This is a genomic window from Lachnoanaerobaculum orale (genome assembly GCF_003862485.1).
Lineage (GTDB): Bacteria > Bacillota > Clostridia > Lachnospirales > Lachnospiraceae > Lachnoanaerobaculum > Lachnoanaerobaculum orale.
In genome coordinates this window covers 336,471-356,359 of record NZ_RRCM01000002.1, presented here as the reverse complement: position 1 = coordinate 356,359, position 19,889 = coordinate 336,471, and the positions used below count along the sequence as shown (strand labels likewise).

Here is a 19,889-nt window from a genome sequence, read left to right as displayed (position 1 = left end):
ACGGGAGTTTGACAGCTACCGATTCCCTTTATAAACCTCAAACCCTTATAAAGACTGGATTTCAGTCTTATTTTTTTGTCAATTTATTATCTATTTTATGTAGCTATTTGTAGTTATTTATGGTATAATATGAACATGGAGGTGGAATACTATGAAGCTTACTGTAAGTAAATCAAAAAACTCTGCTACATTCTATGTTCAGAAATCTATACGTAAATCCAATGGTTCTGTTACTACAGCTACTATTGAAAAACTTGGAAATCTTGATATGGTTAAAACTAGAGCTAATGGAAAAGACCCTTATATTTGGGCTCAGGAATATGTAGACGAACTTAATCGTAAGGAATATGAGGAACAAAAAGAGATTTTAATAAAATGTTCTCCTTCAAAACTCCTAAAACCTGATGAAAAACATTTGTTTAACTGTGGATATCTATTTCTTCAGAGTATTTACTATTCACTGAATCTGGATAAAATCTGTTCTAAAATTTCAAAGAAATATAGCTTTGAATATGACTTGAACGATATTTTATCTCGACTAATTTTTACTCGTATACTTTATCCATCTTCTAAGTTGGCCTCAAACCGTTCTTCAAAAATGTTTATTGAGCAGCCTACCTTTAATTTACATGATATATATCGTTCGCTTTCTGTTTTAGCTAAAGAAAGCGACTTCATTCAATCTGAACTTTATAAAAATAGCCAAATAATACTTCCACGAAGGAACGACATTCTTTACTATGATTGCACAAACTATTACTTTGAAATCGAGCAGGAAGATGAACTTAGAAAATATGGAAAATCAAAACAACATCAACCACTACCTATCGTAGGAATGGGAATGTTTATGGATCATGACGGTATTCCTCTTGCTTTTGATATTTTCCCGGGAAATAAGAATGAGCAACCGACACTAAAGCCTCTGGAACAAAAGGTAATCGATGATTATGGTATTGATAGTATTATTATCTGTACAGATGCAGGTCTTTCTTCAAATGCCAATAGAAAGTTTAACGACAAAACTTTATTTGGCGAAAGAATAAGAAGTTTTATAACAACACAATCTATAAAACAACTACCGAAATACTTAAAGGAGTTTGCCCTAGACCCTGAAGGCTGGTCACTACAAGGTGAAACAGGATTATTTAATCTAAATAACCTTGATGAACAGACAGACTATAATAAAGTCTTTTATAAAGAACGATGGATTAAAGAAGACTTATCCGATAAAAAGGTCAAAGAAGGTGATAAAGCGTTAGAGCAACATCTTATCGTATCATTCTCCTTAAAGTACAAAAAATATCATCAGAAAATCAGGCAAAGCCAGATTGACCGTGCCAATAAGCTTATTGAGAAAGGGGAATATAAAAGAAATCAAAAAAATCAAAATGATCCACGCCGTTTTATTGCTACCGAAACAATGACATCTTCAGGAGAAGTATGTGACAGAGAAATCCCTTATATAGATTCGAACCTCATAGCTGAAGAAGAAAAATATGACGGTCTCTACGCCGTTTGTACTAATCTGGAGACAACAAGTACCGAAGAAATAGTTCGTATAAACAAGAAGAGATGGGAAATCGAAGAATGCTTCAGAATCATGAAAACCGAGTTCAGTGCACGCCCTATTTATCTTCAAAGAGAGGACCGTATAAAGGCACATTTCATAACTTGTTTTGCCTCATTAGTAGTCTTTAGGATACTTGAGAAAAAACTTGGAGAACAATATACATGCGATGAAATCATTAACGTACTACGCTCTATGATGATGTATCGTCCGGGAGAAAAGCTAGGATATCTGCCCGCTTACACAAGAACGGCCATAACAGATGCACTTCATGAAGCATTCGGATTTCGTACCGATTATGAAATTTTAACCGATTTGAGTATGAAAAAAGTCTTTCGAGACAGCAAAAAAAGTAGGTAGTTCTAGCTACACTTTTACGAATTAAAAAAGGTCTGAAACCCTTGATATATACGGGCTTCAGGCCTTTTAGCTGTCAAAGACAGGATTGTGCCACAAACCGGTAAATCTGTAAATGTTTTCACTCCAATTTCCTTATCTGTAAGTGTTTAATATTAATAAAATATATTATTTTTAAATTGTGAAATTTCCCCAAAAAAGTACACACCATCTCAACATACTAAAATTATTGTTTAATATTTGGTTTTTAAGACTAATAATTTATCCATATTCTAACTGCAGTGACAACTTCCTGATTTTTTAAAATTATTTCGTAGAACTCTTTCTTAATTCTATTCTTATTATTTTAAAGAACGCTTATAAAGTTCTACAATAATTACTCAACACTTTTATTTATTTTTGACTTGCATTTTATCAATAATTGATGTAGTATCAATGTATGCTGTATGTAGTTTTTGAAACTATGTTAAGGAGGGATTTATGAAAACGAAAAATAGAGAAAAGACAAGATTTGGCGTACTTCCCGGCACTATATCAATACAAATAAGAGAACCGGGCTCGGCAATCACCCACTTTATCGGACTTATACTTGTTTGGATAGGTGCATTACCGCTGATGCAAAGGAGCATAGAACATGGAAGCTTTATAACATCTATATCTATGCTTGTATTTATTATATCCACTACGCTATTATATACAGCCAGTACACTGTATCACTCTGTAGTACTGGATTTGAAAAAAACAATGATATTCAGAAAAATAGACCACACTATGATTTCCGTACTGATAGCCGGAACCTATACACCTGTATGTCTTACAGCACTTAAAGGATTTACAGGATACATATTACTTGCAGCCATATGGGCACTTGCCATCGGAGGTATCTTTTTAAAAATTTTCTTTGTCAGCTGCCCGAAGTGGCTGTCATCCACTATATATTTGATAATGGGATGGCTATGCGTCTTTGCACTTAAGCCGCTCTACAAGACCTTACCACTTTCAGGATTCCTGTGGCTTTTGTTTGGAGGTATCGCATATACACTTGGAGCAGTCATCTACGCATTTAAACTGAAGTCGTTTAATGAAAAACATATTTACTTCGGTTCACATGAGATTTTTCACGTATTTATAATGCTTGGAACATTCTGCCACTATATGCTTTTATTTACTACGCTGTCATTCTACTGATAAATATTATTAAAGAAAAAACGGCACTGCTTATTCAACAGTACCGTTTTATTTTATTTACTATGATTTCTATCTACTATTTTTTGTGCCCTATTACAAAATTCATCCAAAGCCATTTCATCAAGTAAATACTTTTGGAATATTTTTCCCATTTCTGAAATATCTGTCATTGACTCTGATGTTAATGGTCTTGCTTTTAAACTGCAGTTTTCTACATATCCTCTTATTGTATCAATATCAGGAACATTTATATTTATGTTTTTATCTAATATAACATCTATTCTTGCGGGAACTTGCTTCATTACATTGCTATATTCCACACATCCGTCTTTGCTTGAGATATATTGTAAAAAACGTTTTGCAGCAGATTTATTTTTTGAAGCCTTGTTCAATACATACTGCCATGTAGCAATATTTGTTGACAAGTTTTTTATATTAGGAAGTTTAACTACATGAATGCCATCTTCACCATATTTGCCGGAATTATAAAATGTATTTATAGCTCCACTATACATGAATATACTTCCATACTTCCCATCTATAAACTTTTGCTCCATCTGCTCATACCTGTCTATCATCTGTGCTTTAGATGTATGGTTATATTTTAACATATCATGCAAAAATACTACCGCATTCCTGGTATTATCGTTACTCCAATTATAATAATCACCACCAAACATATTTATAAACTGAGACAAATCATTGTATATATACGTTTCTTCCCATGCACCACCATAAGCATACAAACCTGTACCGTAGTCATGATTCAAAAATGATGAGAAATCATCCAAGTTTTTTATATCTCGTACATTAGACAATATGGCATATTTCTCATTTACCCAAAACATCATAATATCCATCATATACGGAACCGAAAAGACATTTTTATTATACATTGATACCGATTCTACATAATCCTTAGGGTATGACTGTAAAACATCCTTTGTCATAATATCATCTAACGGTTCTAAATATCCTCTCGATTTAAATTCACTAACCATCTCATCGTTTACTGAAATTAAATCTATATCTGTACTACCTGAATATAGTTTATTTGATATTTCTGCCTGTCTATTATTTGCATCTTCAGGACAAGGAATTATGTTTATTTTTATATTTAATTTTTTTGAAACATTATCAATATAATCAATAAAATCAGGATTATTAGCCTCTATATGCATTATATTTAATTCATCACCAAAATAATCTGATGTTACTTTTTCTTTATCTTTATTATTTTGAGAACACGATATTAAAAATAAGCACATACACAAAATGATACTATATAATATCTTCTTCAATTTTATACCTATCTCGGACGCCTATACTCCTTACTCAAAAGTGGTGAGAATGGATTATGAGGTTCACTCTGATACCAATAAGCAACGCTCGCAACATCATCTTGTCTCTCAAATAAGCCTCCGTGTCCAACACCGATTTGTTGTATAGTAACCTTTAAGTCTTCATCAAAACATATCGGATCTTGTATATGCCATCTATAAAATCCTCTCATCGGCAAACAGTCATCGTTATGGTAATCATTGTGAATCAATTCATCATGTGAAGAATAATACGGATAACCCATATATGCAGTATTATAATTTTGTTCCACAGTCTTTCCGTTAACTTGCTTCGCAAAGCTCCAAGATCCTCCAAAGTAGTCTTCAGTACCTGTTCCGCATATTGTAGGATATTCCAAATCTCCGTCTATATAAAACTTTACTTCACCTTCACCCCACCAGTATCTTTCCAATGTTGTCAATGCCAGGTATGTACCTACATAATGACCTCTTCCTTTGACATTATCAAGTATCACATAGTCCTTACCTATTGTAGTCAATCTCTCTCTTCTCCACTGTGCATGGAAATATGCTACATCATCATTTATCTCATCTACAATACAATAATCTATCTGATAGAAAAAAGCAGGTATCGGATTCGCATGCTGATTTTCCAAGGTAATTCTGGCTCTCTTTCTAAACGGCATCTGGAAATAACTGTTCATACCCCTATTAGGAATAACCGCTATAGGAATAGAGTTTACCGTACATTCTCTTGCAAATCCGCAACAAAACAAATCTCCCAAGGGACTCTCTACAGAAGGTACCACCTCATCATCCCAATATATCCTTATAACAAGATCACTTAAAACAAAGCAATCTGCTTCTGTAGTCTTATTTGTAACTGTAATCCATATGTGATTTATGATACCCGGTCCCTCTATATCTGCAAGTGTTACAGTTGCACCGCTTGGTATATCCTTCAAACATGGGCTACCTTTTCTTGAAGGTCCAAGATTACTTGCCGCCATCCCGCCTTTTCCTTTTTCTCCTGTAGGATTTTCGGCATTTATTGCTCTGCTTTTTCTATTCTTCAAAACAGCTAAATTTCCTAAACTTCCATATAAATCATACATAAATTTTCCTCCAAATATTAACTATGATTTAACTCCACCTGCCATAATTCCGTCCATAATCTGTTTTTCAAAAATTGCTACAAATATTATTATCGGTAAAAGTATAATCCATCCCATAGCGCTAACCAAATCCCATGGTACCCCATACATATTATCTCTTAAAGGAAGCTGAACAATTGCTACCGACAATACTTGAATTCCATTTGAGTAATACAAAGGTGTGAAGAAATTATTTAAACAGTTTATAAAATTAATAATACACACAGTTGCAATCGCCGGCTTCATCAAAGGCAAAACTATATAAAAAAGTATTTGCACAAAATTTGCACCGTCTATTGAAGCCGCCTCTTCAAGAGAAATAGGAATTTTTCCAACAAAATTATTTAATATCAAAACTGTAAAAGGAATAACTGAACTTACATATAATAAAATTAAACCTTGATATGTATCAAATAATCCAACCTTTTTCATAAATTCATAAAGAGGTCTTGCGGTCACTACTTCAGGTATAAGTAAAGTTGCAAGTATAAATGCAAAAGCTATACTTATCCATCTTGACTTAAATCTTGAAAATCCATAAGCAGCCATTGTACATAATATTGTACTTATTATTAAAGTACTACCTACAATCAATATTGTATTTCCTATTTTACTCAATAATCCCACATTTTCAATCAAAAATTTATAACTTTCAAGTGTCGGATGATTCGGCAAATAATCTATAGGCTTCTTAAATAATTCTCCTGCAGGTGTAATTGACGAAATAAAAATCCAATAAACAGGAAATAAAATAAAAAAGGCGACTACAGCAAATAATAACCATTTACAAATAGTTATACATTTTTTATATACTTTATATTTTATATTGCTTTTCATATTACCTCCTATCAATCATTATATTTATTCATAAATCTTATATTTACCCAACTGAACAATGCCATTAAAACAAATAACATAATAGCTAGAGTTGATGCATATCCTATATTTAGATTGGTAAACGATTCCATAGCTATACGGTAAGCTATTAGAGATGTATCCTCACCAGGGCCACCTGATGTCATAGCATACACCAGGTCAAACGATGTTAATCTCCACAATGTAAATGGAATACATAATGTAAGTATATTCTTAATTATCAGAGGTAGAGTAATTTTAAAAAATATTTGAATACCGTTGGCACCATCCACCTTAGCTGCTTCATATACATCCTCTGATATAAATTGAAGTCCGGATAAAATTAGTATTGCAAAAAAAGGTAAGTCTTTCCACAAATCCATAGATATAACTGCTCCACGAGCAGAACCTGTATTTATTAGCCAATTAAATTGAAAACCTGGTATGAATCTTCTTATTAGGTCATTAATTAAACCATAATCATTATTGAATCCCCATTTTGCCGCCATACCTATAACAACTGCAGGCATTGCCCAGGGTATCAATACTATAGTTCTTAAAAAGCGTCTTCCTCTAAATTTCATATTCAGAATCAAAGCTAATACAGTTCCCAATAAAACATGAAAAAGCATAGATACAATAACAAAAATTGCCGTAAATTTTATTGATGAAATAATCTTATCATCCTTAAATACGTCGATATAATTTTTAAATCCTATAAACTCATGTATACCTGATAATACTTTAATATTATATAGACTGTTTATAAATGTTATTATTATCGGATATATAGTTGTAAAACCTCTTATTATTACTATAGGTATTATCAGAATTACAGGTATATATTTTTTTATCTTACTGTTAGTATTCAAAACAGATCTACCTCCACTTATATAAAAACAAATGCTACAGCTTACATTATGTTAAACCAAAATACGCTGTAGCATTCAAAATATTCTATTTATATTTATCTACAAGCTCTTGTGCTTTCTTACAGAAATCATCTACAGATATCTCACCCTTCATACAAGACTGATATATTGTTCCCATGTCTGTAATAAACTCCATAGTCTGAGGTAACATAGGTCTACCCTGTACATTACACTCAGATGCATATCTGCTGTACATTTCCTTTGCCGGATCTGTATCAGGTACAACCTTCTCGGCAACATCCTTTCTTGCAGGATAACGATCAAAATATTTATATGAAGCTTCCATTCCACCCTCAGATGCCATATACTTTAAAAATTTTATTGCCGCTTCCTTATTTTTTGAAGAGGAATTCAATACATAACTCCATGAATCTGTAAATATAGCTCTCTTACCGTCATCTGTCATTGAAGGAACCATAGCCATATGAATCTTATCTTGTCCTAACATACCTGCTTTTTCATAGTCTGTACCAAGTCCCCACATAAACCAACATCCATACTTTCCATCATTTGCTTTAGGATTCATCTGTTCATATTTATCTGCAATCTGGTCAATAGGTGTCTGCTTATTTTGTACCATATCATATAAAAACTGTATTGCTTCTTTATTCTCAGGCCTTGTCCAATCAAAATAATCTCCACCAAACATATTTACAAATTGGGCAATCTCATTAAACACATATGTCTTTTCCCATGAACCACCATAACCATACCTTCCATCTTTTGAAGCGGCAAGCATATATTTCTCGAAATCTTCCTTTGTATCCAATTTATCAACACCTGCTTCATCCATTATCTTTTGATTTACCCAAAATGCCAGATAACCTGAATATCCCGGAACTCCTATAATATTTCCCTGCTTATCGGTAATCATCTGATCCAAATAACCTTTTGCAAATTCACCTCTGATATCTTCTGTCATAACAGTATCATTCAAGCCTTCAAGCCATCCCGAATTTTTAAATGATGCACTCATCTCATCATTTATCTCAAGTATATCTACGCTTGAATCACCTGTAGAAAGTATAGTGGTTATCTTTTGTTGACGTGTATCCGAATCTGTAGGTGCTGCAATTACATTTATCTTCAACCCTGTAGCATCTTCTACATTTTTAAGCCAATCTCCAAAATCAGCATCGGTTGTATTGATACTATACAGTGTTAAGTCATACTTATTACCGTTATTATCACCACCGGCAGTTTCCTTTGTGTTACTTCCACATCCTGATAACACCCCTGTTAAAAACATTGTACCTAACATAAGTTTTGCGATTTTCTTCTTCATTTTCCCTCCACGCATTTGTATATTAATTTTGATATACCAATAATAATAAATTTTTTTATCTAACAAAATACAATATATTACGAACCGTTTATATTATTTTTATTTATATTGTTTTGTATTTTTTATCAGATTATAATACCTTCTATATAAACAAGGAGGTATTTATGGATATTATAAGATATGTAAAATCCTTTATATTTTCAAAATATCATCATAGATTATTATTCTCATTTTTAATATGTACAGTACTACCGATTATTTTAATGGGCTCAATACTATACAGTATTACACATAAAATTGCAGGTGACAGTATATTAAACTCAATTATTCTTGCAGATGACCAACTTAATATAAGAATAAACAACAGATTAAATCAAGTTCAAAAGATATCGGATACTATCAGATATGATATGTACTCATTGATAAACAGAATGCCACACAACAGTGAAGACTTCTCCATACTTACAAATGTAAGAGATAATATACATCTATTAGAGTCAACATTTAATGTTTACCATATAGATATTTTTTTGGATGATAAAAATATAGCTTCTTCTGAAGGATTAACCTTTCATCCGTTATATGACCTAAAAGAGTTTGATCTTGAAGATATTGTGAGTATGGATTCTAAGTGGATTTATAAACCAAATTATCATTTATCATATGTTTTGGATAATACCGGAAAAACTCAAAATGTAACAGGCTATGTGAGTACACTAAATAATCAAGTTACTAAAAACACTGAGTATGCATACATAGTATTACTGAATATAAGTGAATTTTCTGATATGTTAAATGAGAGTTTTTCAGGAATTGATCTCTCAGGATTTATCATAGATTCAAACGGCAATATCATCTCACATACAGATGAAAAACTAATCGGTACAAAATTAGATAGTGATATATTAAATATTATTTCGTCAGGTAATAAAACAGTATATGATAATAAAAGTTTATATTATCATGTGGTCAAATTAGACAACGGTTGGTATCACGTTACCGAGATTCCTAAAACCTATATTTACAGTAATGTATATACTATCCTTAAGACATTTTTCCTAATTATATTTATATCTATACCTATAATACTACTTATAATTTTCCTTACTTCTGCAAATCTTACAAACAGAATCAGGAAACTTTCTTTTGCTATGGATAGTTTCAAACTTGGCAAAAAAAGTATTAAACTTGACTATTTAACAAGTATTAATGATTCTGATTGCTATGATGAAATAGACAGACTTGGTTTAACATTTTTAAATATGCAGGAATCAATAAATAAAAATATGCAATCTATACTTGAGTTAACCGTATCTGAGGAAAAGCTGAAATATCAGCTGCTGCAATCACAAATCAATCCTCACTTCTTGTATAATATACTTGGTACAATCAAGACATGCCAAACTATAGGTAAGTTGGATATAGCAAATCATATGATAGATAATTTAACAAGATTTTACAGAATGTCACTTAGGAAGTCAGGTGAAAAAATAACTATAAAAGATGAGTTGGAGATATCAAGACTTTACCTTGAAATGGAGCAACTTTGTCGCAAAGATACATTAACTTGGAGTATTGATACTGAAGACGGTATAGAAAATTATTTGATATGTAAATTCACATTACAGCCGTTTCTTGAAAACTCTATTTTACATGGCTATTCTACCGGACATAGAAATATACATATATCTATATCTGTTTATTATGGTGATGATGAAATAATCATTATTATAAAAGATAACGGATGTGGAATTGAACCTGAAAAGTTGACCAAAATCAAATATCAATTACAAAATCATATAGTAGACTATACTCAGCATTTCGGTATTTGTAATGTAAATAAAAGAATATCCAATAAAGAATTCGGATCCGGTGAAATTATAATCGAAAGTTGTTTAAATGAGGGTACTACTATTACTATAAAATATGCACAGATGGAGGGTGACAATTGAAAAAAGTAATTTTAATTGATGATAATTATATTGTCTCTGAAGGTATTAAAATAAATATAGACTGGAATGCCTTAAATGCTGAAGTATCTTTTATTACTCAAAATGGCAGAGATGCTCTTGAATATGCAAGGAATGAACATATAGATCTCATAATTACAGACATAGAAATGCCAAATATAGACGGAATAACACTGAGTCGAGAGATATTAAAAATAAATCCGTATATAAAGATAATACTTATAAGTGCATATGACAGATTTGAATATGCAAAACAAGCGGTAAGACTCGGTGTATGTGATTACATTGAAAAACCTATCGACTATTCTTTTTTGTCTGAAAAAATTAAAAATGCTTTTGATAAGATAGATAGGGAACATAAAAATTTATCTATTTTAAAAGAAAGTAAGCAACTTATGATAGCTAAATTTTTTCAAGATATATTATATTTTTCATCCAGTAAACCTTCAAAATATTTTGAAAAATATATAAGCTATCTTGATATCACAATAGATTATTCATTCTTTAACATAGTAAAATTAGAAATAGAAAGCCCTACACTATTTGAAGAAGATGATGGAGTATTGACATTTCAAATGGAAATTTTAAATATATCTGATACATTTAAAAATGAATGTGAACTATTTGATAAATATTACTGTATTCAAGATTTGAATAATTTAATATTTATTATTGCACAAAACAGTAATACACCATCTCATTTTCAATATGTTATTCATAAAACAGTTTCATCTTTTTTGGATAAATATAAAGAGTCTGTATTAAATATAAGCATAGGCATTGGAACTATTGTAGACAGTATATGGAAATTAAATATATCATATGAAAATGCTTGCCACGCTCTGAAATATAGATTTTTTTATCCTAATAAAAACATCTTTGATGCCTTAGAAGCCACAGGAAAAGAATTCAGTCTTTTAAATAACTCAGACTCTGTTGAGGAGGAATTTATAAGCCTTCTTTGTAAAAAAGATATTACTGCTATTGAAGACTGGCTTAGAAATTTCTTTAATGAATTATCTAAGAAATATGAAAATAAAAATATTATATTTATCCGTATATACTCACTGCTTGGAAAAATATTGAGATTTCTATATGAAATAAACATTGATACGAGTGGATTAGAACAAAAAATAATTAAAGTATATAGTGGATTTGATACTTTTCATACTTATGATCAATTTTTTCTTTGGATGAAAGAAATATGTAATTTAGTATGTGATAAATTAAGTCTTTCATTAAAATCATACCACGATCAAACTTATGAACTTGTCGATAATTATATTAGAAATAATTACGAAGACAACTCACTAAGCCTTAATGATATAGCAAGATATGCAAATATGAGTCCTTCATATCTAAGTGCATTATACAAGAAAAATAATAATAAAAGTATAAGTGATACAATAACTTCATATCGTATTGAAGCAGCCAAGGAATATCTCGTAACAAGTACTCTTTCATTAAAAGAAATAAGTTTAAAATGTGGATATGCCAATCAGTACTATTTCAGTACAAGCTTTAAAAAGCAACTTGGAATATCCCCATCCTCATATAGAGAAAAATACTCATCACTACAGTAAAACCTCTATCCTTGACTACTGTCTTTATTTTATGATAAAACATAAATACTTTATCTATGGGAGGATATATGAATCAATATTTAATAGTTTCCTTTCAGGCTGTTGTACTGTTTCCGATAGTGGTGGCTGTTTTTACATTGCCGTATATTGCTTATAACTACCACAAATACGGGTCCATACTCAGCTTGAAAGTTTTAATAGTTTACTCTTTTATATTTTATCTGCTGTGTATGTACTGCCTTGTCATACTTCCGCTGCCAAGCCCTGAAAAAGCCGCTACGCTACACAGCCATAAGATGCAACTTGAGCCTTTTTTATTTATTAAAGACATAATAAAAAAAGCTCATGTTATCCCAAGTGAACCGAGGACATGGCTTACAATAGTACTAAACAAAGCGTTTTTGGTAAATATATTGAATCTGTTTTTGGCGGTACCTTTCGGAATGTATCTTCGCTACTATTTCAAAAAGTCATTTTCACAGACATTTATACTTTCACTTTTACTGTCGCTTTTCTTTGAGATAACTCAGCTTACCGGACTGTACTTTATATACTCCGGAAGCTACAGACTCTTTGATGTGGATGATTTGATAGTAAATACACTGGGAGGAATACTTGGTTATGCCATTGTGGGACCGCTTATGATAATACTGCCGTCAAGAGATGAACTTGATGAAGTCAGCTATAAAAGAGGTATGGAAATATCACTGTTCAGACGAGTTGTATCTTTCTTTTTTGATATGGCATTTGTAACTATAATAACCATACTTAGCAGACCGCTTATGAAACCGTTTCATATCGTTAGAGCATTTGAGATAGTTACATTATCATATTTTTCAGTTTTACCGATACTTACTAAGGGCTCCACTCTTGGAAACTTTATTACAAGTACAGCCATAGTTTCAAATAAAGGCGGACGTCCTAAGTTTTTTGCTTACTTTTTGCGCTACTTCTTATTTTTCGGCATATACCTTTACTTGCCGATGTATATACGTCAGGCATTGGAAAAATTTATGCTTATAAATACCGACGCCTCAAAGGATATGGGATATGCTACAATCGAGCTTTTGGTTGCACTGCTTTATTTCTTATTCTTACTTTTAACTACAATAAAAGCCGCACTTCACAGAAGTCTTTTCTACGAAAGGTGGTCAAGGACTAAGATTGAAAGTACCGTACAGGTACAATAATATTTTATACAAAAACAGGACCGATATAACATTGGTCCTGCTTTATTTATATTATAAAATTATTTGTAGTTTACAATCTTTCCGAAATCAGGCTTAAGACTTGCTCCACCTACAAGTCCTCCGTCGATATCAGCCTCTGCAAAAAGCTCTGCCGCATTGCCTGCATTTACAGAACCGCCGTACTGAATTCTGATCTTCTCAGCTACATCGCTTCCATATACTTCTTTGATACACTCTCTGATAGCCTTACATACTTCCTCAGCCTGTGCTGTTGTAGCGGTCTTACCTGTACCGATAGCCCAGATAGGCTCATAAGCGATAACAGCGTTTGCAGCGTTCTCAGCACTTACATTCTGGAATGCGATCTTTATCTGTGTTCTGATAAAGTCTATTGCAATGCCCTGTTCTCTCTGTGTAAGAGTCTCACCGCAGCAGATGATTGGTGTGATGCCGTGCTCAAATGCCTTAAGTACTTTCTTGTTTACAGTCTCATCTGTCTCTGCAAAGTATTCTCTTCTCTCCGAGTGTCCGATAATAACATACTTAACGCCTACATCTGTAAGCATATTCGGGGCGATTTCTCCTGTGTATGCACCGCTCTCTTCAAAGTACATATTCTCGGCACCTATCTCGATATTGCTTCCCTTAGCCGCCTCAATGGCAGGAATAATATCAATTGCAGGTACACAGAAAACAACATCAACATCATTGTTTGCAACTAACGGCTTTAACTCATTTATAAGTGCAGTTGTCTCTGAAGGTGTCTTGTTCATCTTCCAGTTTCCTGCAATAATTTTTCTTCTTGACATAAAGCTCTCCAATCTATTATCTATTGTCTGCAGCTGCAACACCCGGAAGTTCCTTACCCTCAAGGAATTCAAGTGAAGCACCGCCACCTGTTGAAATATGTGTCATCTTGTCTGCAAATCCGAGTCTCTTAACAGCATTTACAGAATCACCGCCACCGATAACTGTTGTTGCATCCTTAAGGTCTGCTACAGCTCTACAGATTTCAAGTGTTCCCTCTGCAAACTTCTCAAACTCGAATACGCCCATAGGTCCGTTCCATACTACAGTCTTTGCACCTTCAAGTGCCTTCTTATAGTTTACGATAGTCTTAGGTCCGATATCAAATCCTGACCATCCTGCTTCTATAGTATCTACAACCTTAGACTCTGTATCATTTGAGAATTCCTTACCCTCTACATGGTCTACAGGAAGTAACAGATTTACACCCTTTTCCTTTGCCTTGTTGATCATCTCAAGTGCATAGTCAAGCTTATCCTCCTCACAAAGTGAGTTTCCGATTTCCTCGCCCTTTGCCTTAAGGAATGTATATGCCATACCTCCACCGATAATAAGTGTATCTACCTTATCAAGGAGATTGTTTATAACGTTAATCTTATCTGAAACCTTAGCTCCGCCAAGAATTGCAACAAACGGACGAACTGGGTTCTCTACAGCCTCTCCGAGGAACTTGATTTCCTTCTCCATAAGGTATCCTACTACATTCTCCTTACAGAACTTGGTTACACCTACATTTGAGCAATGTGCTCTGTGTGCTGTACCGAATGCATCGTTTACAAAGATGTTGTTGTCACAAAGTGCTGCAAGCTCCTTAGCATACTCTACAGCGGAATCGTCCTTACCGTACTTTGTCTCTTCAGCTCTGTAACGTGTATTCTCAAGTAATAAAACTTCTCCGTCCTTAAGCTCTGCTGCAAGCTTTCTTGTCTCTTCACCTGTTACCTTAGGATCTGAAACAAACTTTACCTGTACGCCAAGTCTCTCTGAAAGTGCAGGAGCTACAGGTGCAAGGCTCATTTCAGGAAGCGGCTCGCCCTTCGGCTTTCCGAGGTGTGAGCAAAGTATAACCTTTGCACCGCCGTCCAAAAGCTTTTTGATTGTAGGGATTGCACCGTCTATACGGTTATAATTCTGGATAACACCGTCCTTTAGCGGAACATTAAAATCACAACGAACTAATACTTTTTGTCCTTTTAGGTTCTTTAAATCATCTACAGTTTTCTTATTAAGCATAAGTATCTCCTTATTGTAAAAAAAGAGGTCCGGCCCAATATGAGCGGACCTCTTTGGTCTCTTTATCTTTTATATTACTTTAACTCAGCAAAGTACTTGATTGTTCTAACCATCTGTGATGTGTAAGAATTCTCATTGTCATACCATGATACAACCTGTACCTGATATACATCGTCAGCTATATGAGCTACCATTGTCTGTGTAGCATCAAATAATGAACCGAACTTCATACCGATAACGTCTGAAGAAACAATCTGATCCTCTGTATATCCGAATGACTCAGATGCGGCAGCCTTCATTGCAGCATTGATATCTTCTTTTGTAAGTCCTGCCTTCTTAACAACTGCTGTAAGAATTGTTGTAGAACCTGTAGGAACAGGAACTCTCTGTGCAGATCCGATAAGCTTTCCGTTAAGCTCAGGGATAACAAGACCGATAGCCTTAGCAGCACCTGTTGAGTTAGGTACGATATTTGCAGCACCTGCTCTTGCTCTTCTAAGGTCACCCTTTCTGTGTGGTCCGTCAAGGATCATCTGGTCACCTGTATAAGCATGGATTGTGCTCATGATACCGCTCTGGATAGGAGCAAGCTTGTTAAGTGTATCAGCCATAGGTGCAAGACAGTTTGTTGTACATGATGCAGCTGAAATAACTGTGTCATCTGCCTTAAGTGTCTTCTCGTTTACGCTGTAAACGATTGTAGGAAGATCATTTCCTGCAGGAGCTGAAATAACAACCTTCTTAGCACCTGCTGTCAAGTGAGCTGAAGCCTTCTCCTTTGATGTGTAGAAACCTGTACACTCAAGTACAACATCTACTCCGATCTGTCCCCAAGGAAGCTTTGATGCATCTGCCTCTTTGTAGATTGTGATTTTCTTTCCGTCAACTGTGATAGAATCCTCACCTGCCTCAACAGAATGCTTTCCTTCACCGATACGTCCGGCGAAACCGCCCTGTGCTGTATCATACTTTAAAAGATGTGCCAACATCTTAGGATCTGTAAGATCATTTATTGCTACTACTTCATATCCGTCAGCCTCAAACATCTGTCTGAAAGCAAGACGACCAATACGACCAAAACCGTTAATTGCTACTTTTACTGACATTTTAGTTCCTCCTAAAATTAGTACTTGTGTGATGTTATCTCATTTGATAATTATTCATCAATCATTCCTAATTGTACAAAATTATAAACTTAATTGCAAGTATATATTTGAAACTTCTTATTATATTTATATTTCATTTTTCACATATCCTGCAATATTGGTGGCGTGGTCGGATACACGCTCCAAGTTACTGATTATATCAAGGAAGGCGATACCTGACTGCGGCTTACACTCTCCCCTTGTAAGTCTGTCAATATGCTTCTCTCTTAATTCATCCTCAAGCATATCCACCTTATCTTCAAGCTTATTTACCTTTCTGACTGCACCGAGTGCGTTCGCTCCGCTTGCATTTATAGCTGTTTCAAACGCATCTATGGCATCCTTTGATATCTCAGCCAAGTCTTCCTTTGCAAGGTCGCTGAACTCAAGGTTGTTGTCAATCATATACTTGGCATTTTCAGACAGGTTGTCCGCATGGTCTCCGACTCTTTCTATATCGGTTACCATGTTGAAGAGATTGTTTACATGCTTTTTCTGACTTTCACTCAGTGAAAGATTGTCCACCTTTATAAGATACTCCGTCAATGCTTCCTGCATATCGTCAAGTGTCTGCTCACACTGTGCAACTGTTTTCAAATCGTCCAAACTCTTGGTATTGATGGCACCCATTGCGGCATTCAAACTCTTAAGAGCGATACTTCCCATACGGGCCACTTCTACGCTTCCCGACTGTACCGCAAATGCAGGTGTAAGGAGCACTCTTTCATCAAGCTGTAAGATAGGCTCTTTTTTAGCCTCTACAACCTCATCATCCTTGCCTCTTACAATCATTCCCGAAAGTTTTACAAGCAGTCCGGCAAAAGGATAAAGCAGAGTGGTCATTGTAAGATTGAAAAATGTATGGAATATTGAAATCTCTACCGCATTGATAGTGTGATTTGCAAGCTTTGTATTCACTGTAAATACGACAAATCCAAGTATACCGAATACTATAGCACCCATTGTATTGAATAAAAGGTGTATTGCTGCGGCTCTCTTTGCGGTTCTTGAGCTTCCCACACTTGAAATAATCGCTGTAACACAGGAACCGATATTTTGTCCGAGTGTGATGTATATAGCCGCCGCCGTGTTTACCACTCCGTTGAATGCAAGTGTCTGCAAAATACCTACCGATGCTGACGAGCTTTGCATCAAAGCCGTTACCACAATACCTACTATAATACCAAGTATCGGATTACCTCCAAGTACTCTGAACGCTTCCGAGAATATAGGAGCACCTGTGAAAGGCTTTATATTGCCTGCCATAAGGTCAAGTCCTAAAAACAGCATTCCAAGTCCGAGAACTATTTCACCTATGGTCTTTTTCTTGTCGGATTTTGAAAACAGTATAAATATCGCACCTATGCCAATCATTAAAGGTGCGTAGAATCCCGGCTGAAAGAGCTTCAGCGAATCGCCTATTGTTCCAAGTGATACTATCCACGCTGTAATTGTAGTACCGATATTGGCACCCATAATTACACCTACAGCCTGGACAAGGCTTAACATTCCGGCACTAACAAAACCTACTACCATTACAGTGGTAGCACCTGAGCTTTGTATTATGGCTGTTATTACCGCACCCAGTAAGATGGCTGTAAACCTGTTGTCTGTTATCTTACTGAGGAACTGCTGCATCTTTCCTCCGGCAGTCTTTTGCATACCGTCCGCCATGATATGCATTCCGTACAGGAAAAGTCCAAGACCGCCTAAGAATCCAAAGAGATATGATACATTATCAATCATTTCCATTCTCCTCTTAAAATATACCTACTGATATAACCTCTGTCGGAGTAAAACTCCAACTGATACATCCTGTACATTCTACCAATTTATAAAAATTTAAGCAATACAAGATTTTATCTGAAAAGTATATACTAAAAAAGCACCCTTTTTAGGGGGTGCCTTCTTAAGGATTTCTATATATAGGATTCATTGTAAGTGCTTCTTTATGATGATGTAATAATATCACATCTCACCGTAAAATAATTGAAATACTTTTAAACTTATTATGAATTATTTCTTAATGTGATAAAATTCAAGTTATTTTAAGTATTTGTCCAATATATCACAAAAATCAAAGGTCGCAAAATAGTCCTTAGCCGTTTCGGCTCTTCTTATCATTTTGACACTTCCGTCTTCTTTTAATAAAAGTTCCGCAGATCTTAACTTACCGTTATAATTGTAACCCATTGCAAATCCATGTGCTCCGGTGTCGTGAATATAGATATAATCGCCTCTTTCTATCTTCGGCAATTTTCTGTCTATTGCAAACTTGTCATTGTTCTCACAGAGTGAACCTACCACATCATAGACTTCGCTTGCTTCTTCATCTTCCTTACCGAGGACTGTAAGATGATGGTACGCACCGTACATGGCAGGACGCATAAGATTGCTTGCACAGGCATCTACACCTATGTAGTGCTTATAAGTATTCTTCTCATGTATAGCCTCAGTTACCAAAGCACCGTAAGGTGCAAGCATATATCTTCCAAGCTCTGTAAATATAGCCACATCCATAATGCCGTTTGCCTCAAGCACCTCTTCATACACTTTCTTTACACCCTTTGATATTTCAAAAATATCATTAGGTTCCTTATCAGGGGTATAAGGTATTCCGATACCGCCTGACAGATTGATAAACTCGACGCTTATACCTGTTTCATTCTTTATTCTTACCGCAAACTCAAACAATTCTCCGGCAAGTTTAGGATAGTACTCGTTTGTTACTGTATTACTTGCAAGAAATGCATGGACACCGAAATGCTTTACTCCCTTTGACTTCATTATTTTAAACGCCTCTATAAGTTGCTCCGGAGTCATTCCGTACTTGGCATCTCCCGGATTGTCCATTATACCGTTTGACATGGTAAAGACTCCGCCCGGATTATATCTTGCACTCATAGTCTCAGGTAACTTACCGCATACCTCTTCCACATACTTAATATGTGTGATGTCGTCAAGGTTTATTATCGCTCCGAGATCGTTTGCAAACTTAAACTCCTCAACAGGGGTCTCGTTTGATGAAAACATTATATCTTTTCCATGGAATCCGCAGGCATCGGACATCTCAAGCTCAATCATGGAAGAGCAGTCCACACCGCAGTCGTATTCCTTTAATATATTGAGTATAAAAGGATTCGGAGTGGCCTTTACTGCAAAGTACTCTTTAAATCCCTTATTCCAGCCAAATGCCTCTTTTAATCGCTTGGCATTTTCCCTGATTCCCTTCTCATCATATATATGCCATGGTGTAGGATATGTTTTTACAATCTCCTTTACCTGTTCCAATGTCAAAAATGGTATCTTTTGCATTTTATTT

General features: G+C 34.6%; 15 protein-coding genes. 5 read left to right on the top strand and 10 right to left on the bottom strand.

What is annotated here, in order from left to right; translation table 11 throughout:
* The first annotated feature begins 151 nt into the window (after positions 1 to 151).
* Positions 152 to 1,927, top strand: coding sequence for an IS1634 family transposase (locus EHW90_RS11645; protein WP_124952892.1), 1,776 nt, complete (start codon positions 152 to 154; stop codon positions 1,925 to 1,927).
* A gap of 477 nt (positions 1,928 to 2,404) precedes the next feature.
* On the top strand, positions 2,405 to 3,112 hold the full coding sequence (gene trhA / locus EHW90_RS11640) for a PAQR family membrane homeostasis protein TrhA (RefSeq protein WP_124952891.1): 708 nt from the start codon (positions 2,405 to 2,407) through the stop codon (positions 3,110 to 3,112).
* Positions 3,113 to 3,165: 53 nt separating this feature from the next.
* Here the strand turns inward: trhA and EHW90_RS11635 are convergent, their stop codons facing one another.
* From EHW90_RS11635 to EHW90_RS11615, 5 genes are all read right to left on the bottom strand, one after another.
* Positions 3,166 to 4,380, bottom strand: a complete 1,215-nt coding sequence (locus tag EHW90_RS11635) for an ABC transporter substrate-binding protein (protein WP_124952931.1) — start codon at positions 4,378 to 4,380, stop codon at positions 3,166 to 3,168.
* Between the two features lie 41 nt (positions 4,381 to 4,421).
* On the bottom strand, positions 4,422 to 5,528 hold the full coding sequence (locus EHW90_RS11630; RefSeq protein WP_124952890.1) for a glycoside hydrolase family 172 protein: 1,107 nt from the start codon (positions 5,526 to 5,528) through the stop codon (positions 4,422 to 4,424).
* 21 nt (positions 5,529 to 5,549) lie between these two features.
* Positions 5,550 to 6,404 carry a carbohydrate ABC transporter permease gene (locus EHW90_RS11625; protein ID WP_124952889.1) on the bottom strand — a complete coding sequence of 285 codons (855 nt, stop codon included), beginning with the start codon at positions 6,402 to 6,404 and terminating at the stop codon, positions 5,550 to 5,552.
* A gap of 11 nt (positions 6,405 to 6,415) precedes the next feature.
* Entirely contained in the window at positions 6,416 to 7,294 is an 879-nt protein-coding gene (locus EHW90_RS11620; RefSeq protein ID WP_124952888.1) for a carbohydrate ABC transporter permease, read from the bottom strand.
* 85 nt (positions 7,295 to 7,379) lie between these two features.
* Positions 7,380 to 8,639: an ABC transporter substrate-binding protein gene (locus tag EHW90_RS11615; protein ID WP_124952887.1), complete on the bottom strand. Its 1,260-nt coding sequence runs from the start codon at positions 8,637 to 8,639 to the stop codon at positions 7,380 to 7,382.
* 164 nt (positions 8,640 to 8,803) lie between these two features.
* On the opposite strand from EHW90_RS11615, the gene EHW90_RS11610 reads away from it, so the two are divergent.
* From EHW90_RS11610 to EHW90_RS11600, 3 genes are all read left to right on the top strand, one after another.
* Positions 8,804 to 10,591, top strand: a complete 1,788-nt coding sequence (locus tag EHW90_RS11610) for a sensor histidine kinase (RefSeq protein WP_124952886.1) — start codon at positions 8,804 to 8,806, stop codon at positions 10,589 to 10,591.
* A complete protein-coding gene (locus EHW90_RS11605; RefSeq protein ID WP_124952885.1) occupies positions 10,588 to 12,192 on the top strand; it encodes a response regulator in 1,605 nt (534 codons plus the stop codon). Before EHW90_RS11610 ends, EHW90_RS11605 begins: the two co-directional genes overlap by 4 nt.
* A gap of 68 nt (positions 12,193 to 12,260) precedes the next feature.
* Positions 12,261 to 13,382, top strand: coding sequence for a VanZ family protein (locus EHW90_RS11600; RefSeq protein ID WP_124952884.1), 1,122 nt, complete (start codon positions 12,261 to 12,263; stop codon positions 13,380 to 13,382).
* Positions 13,383 to 13,441: 59 nt separating this feature from the next.
* Here the strand turns inward: EHW90_RS11600 and tpiA are convergent, their stop codons facing one another.
* The 5 genes from tpiA to EHW90_RS11575 form a co-directional block, all read right to left on the bottom strand.
* Positions 13,442 to 14,191 carry a triose-phosphate isomerase gene (gene tpiA, locus EHW90_RS11595; RefSeq protein WP_124952883.1) on the bottom strand — a complete coding sequence of 250 codons (750 nt, stop codon included), beginning with the start codon at positions 14,189 to 14,191 and terminating at the stop codon, positions 13,442 to 13,444.
* Positions 14,192 to 14,207: 16 nt separating this feature from the next.
* Positions 14,208 to 15,422 carry a phosphoglycerate kinase gene (locus EHW90_RS11590; RefSeq protein ID WP_124952882.1) on the bottom strand — a complete coding sequence of 405 codons (1,215 nt, stop codon included), beginning with the start codon at positions 15,420 to 15,422 and terminating at the stop codon, positions 14,208 to 14,210.
* A gap of 74 nt (positions 15,423 to 15,496) precedes the next feature.
* Positions 15,497 to 16,528 (bottom strand): type I glyceraldehyde-3-phosphate dehydrogenase, encoded by a 1,032-nt coding sequence (gap, locus tag EHW90_RS11585; protein ID WP_124952881.1) that lies wholly within the window; start codon positions 16,526 to 16,528, stop codon positions 15,497 to 15,499.
* A 126-nt stretch (positions 16,529 to 16,654) separates the two neighbouring features.
* Entirely contained in the window at positions 16,655 to 18,313 is a 1,659-nt protein-coding gene (locus tag EHW90_RS11580) for a Na/Pi cotransporter family protein (protein ID WP_207667058.1), read from the bottom strand.
* 297 nt (positions 18,314 to 18,610) lie between these two features.
* The gene (locus EHW90_RS11575; RefSeq protein WP_124952879.1) at positions 18,611 to 19,882 is read right to left on the bottom strand and encodes a diaminopimelate decarboxylase; all 1,272 of its coding nucleotides are present in this window, start codon (positions 19,880 to 19,882) and stop codon (positions 18,611 to 18,613) included.
* Between the last annotated feature and the right edge of the window lie 7 nt (positions 19,883 to 19,889).

Bases quoted from the DNA above. Each gene is read 5' to 3' on its own strand.
- EHW90_RS11645 (WP_124952892.1), top strand. From the start codon at position 152: ATGAAGCTTACTGTAAGTAAATCAAAAAACTCTGCTACATTCTATGTT.
- EHW90_RS11610 (WP_124952886.1), top strand. From the start codon at position 8,804: ATGGATATTATAAGATATGTAAAATCCTTTATATTTTCAAAATATCAT.
- gap (WP_124952881.1), bottom strand. From the start codon at position 16,528: ATGTCAGTAAAAGTAGCAATTAACGGTTTTGGTCGTATTGGTCGTCTT.
- EHW90_RS11590 (WP_124952882.1), bottom strand. From the start codon at position 15,422: ATGCTTAATAAGAAAACTGTAGATGATTTAAAGAACCTAAAAGGACAA.
- EHW90_RS11575 (WP_124952879.1), bottom strand. From the start codon at position 19,882: ATGCAAAAGATACCATTTTTGACATTGGAACAGGTAAAGGAGATTGTA.
- trhA (WP_124952891.1), top strand. From the start codon at position 2,405: ATGAAAACGAAAAATAGAGAAAAGACAAGATTTGGCGTACTTCCCGGC.
- EHW90_RS11635 (WP_124952931.1), bottom strand. From the start codon at position 4,380: ATGTGCTTATTTTTAATATCGTGTTCTCAAAATAATAAAGATAAAGAA.
- EHW90_RS11625 (WP_124952889.1), bottom strand. From the start codon at position 6,404: ATGAAAAGCAATATAAAATATAAAGTATATAAAAAATGTATAACTATT.
- EHW90_RS11630 (WP_124952890.1), bottom strand. From the start codon at position 5,528: ATGTATGATTTATATGGAAGTTTAGGAAATTTAGCTGTTTTGAAGAAT.
- tpiA (WP_124952883.1), bottom strand. From the start codon at position 14,191: ATGTCAAGAAGAAAAATTATTGCAGGAAACTGGAAGATGAACAAGACA.
- EHW90_RS11600 (WP_124952884.1), top strand. From the start codon at position 12,261: ATGAATCAATATTTAATAGTTTCCTTTCAGGCTGTTGTACTGTTTCCG.
- EHW90_RS11615 (WP_124952887.1), bottom strand. From the start codon at position 8,639: ATGAAGAAGAAAATCGCAAAACTTATGTTAGGTACAATGTTTTTAACA.
- EHW90_RS11580 (WP_207667058.1), bottom strand. From the start codon at position 18,313: ATGATTGATAATGTATCATATCTCTTTGGATTCTTAGGCGGTCTTGGA.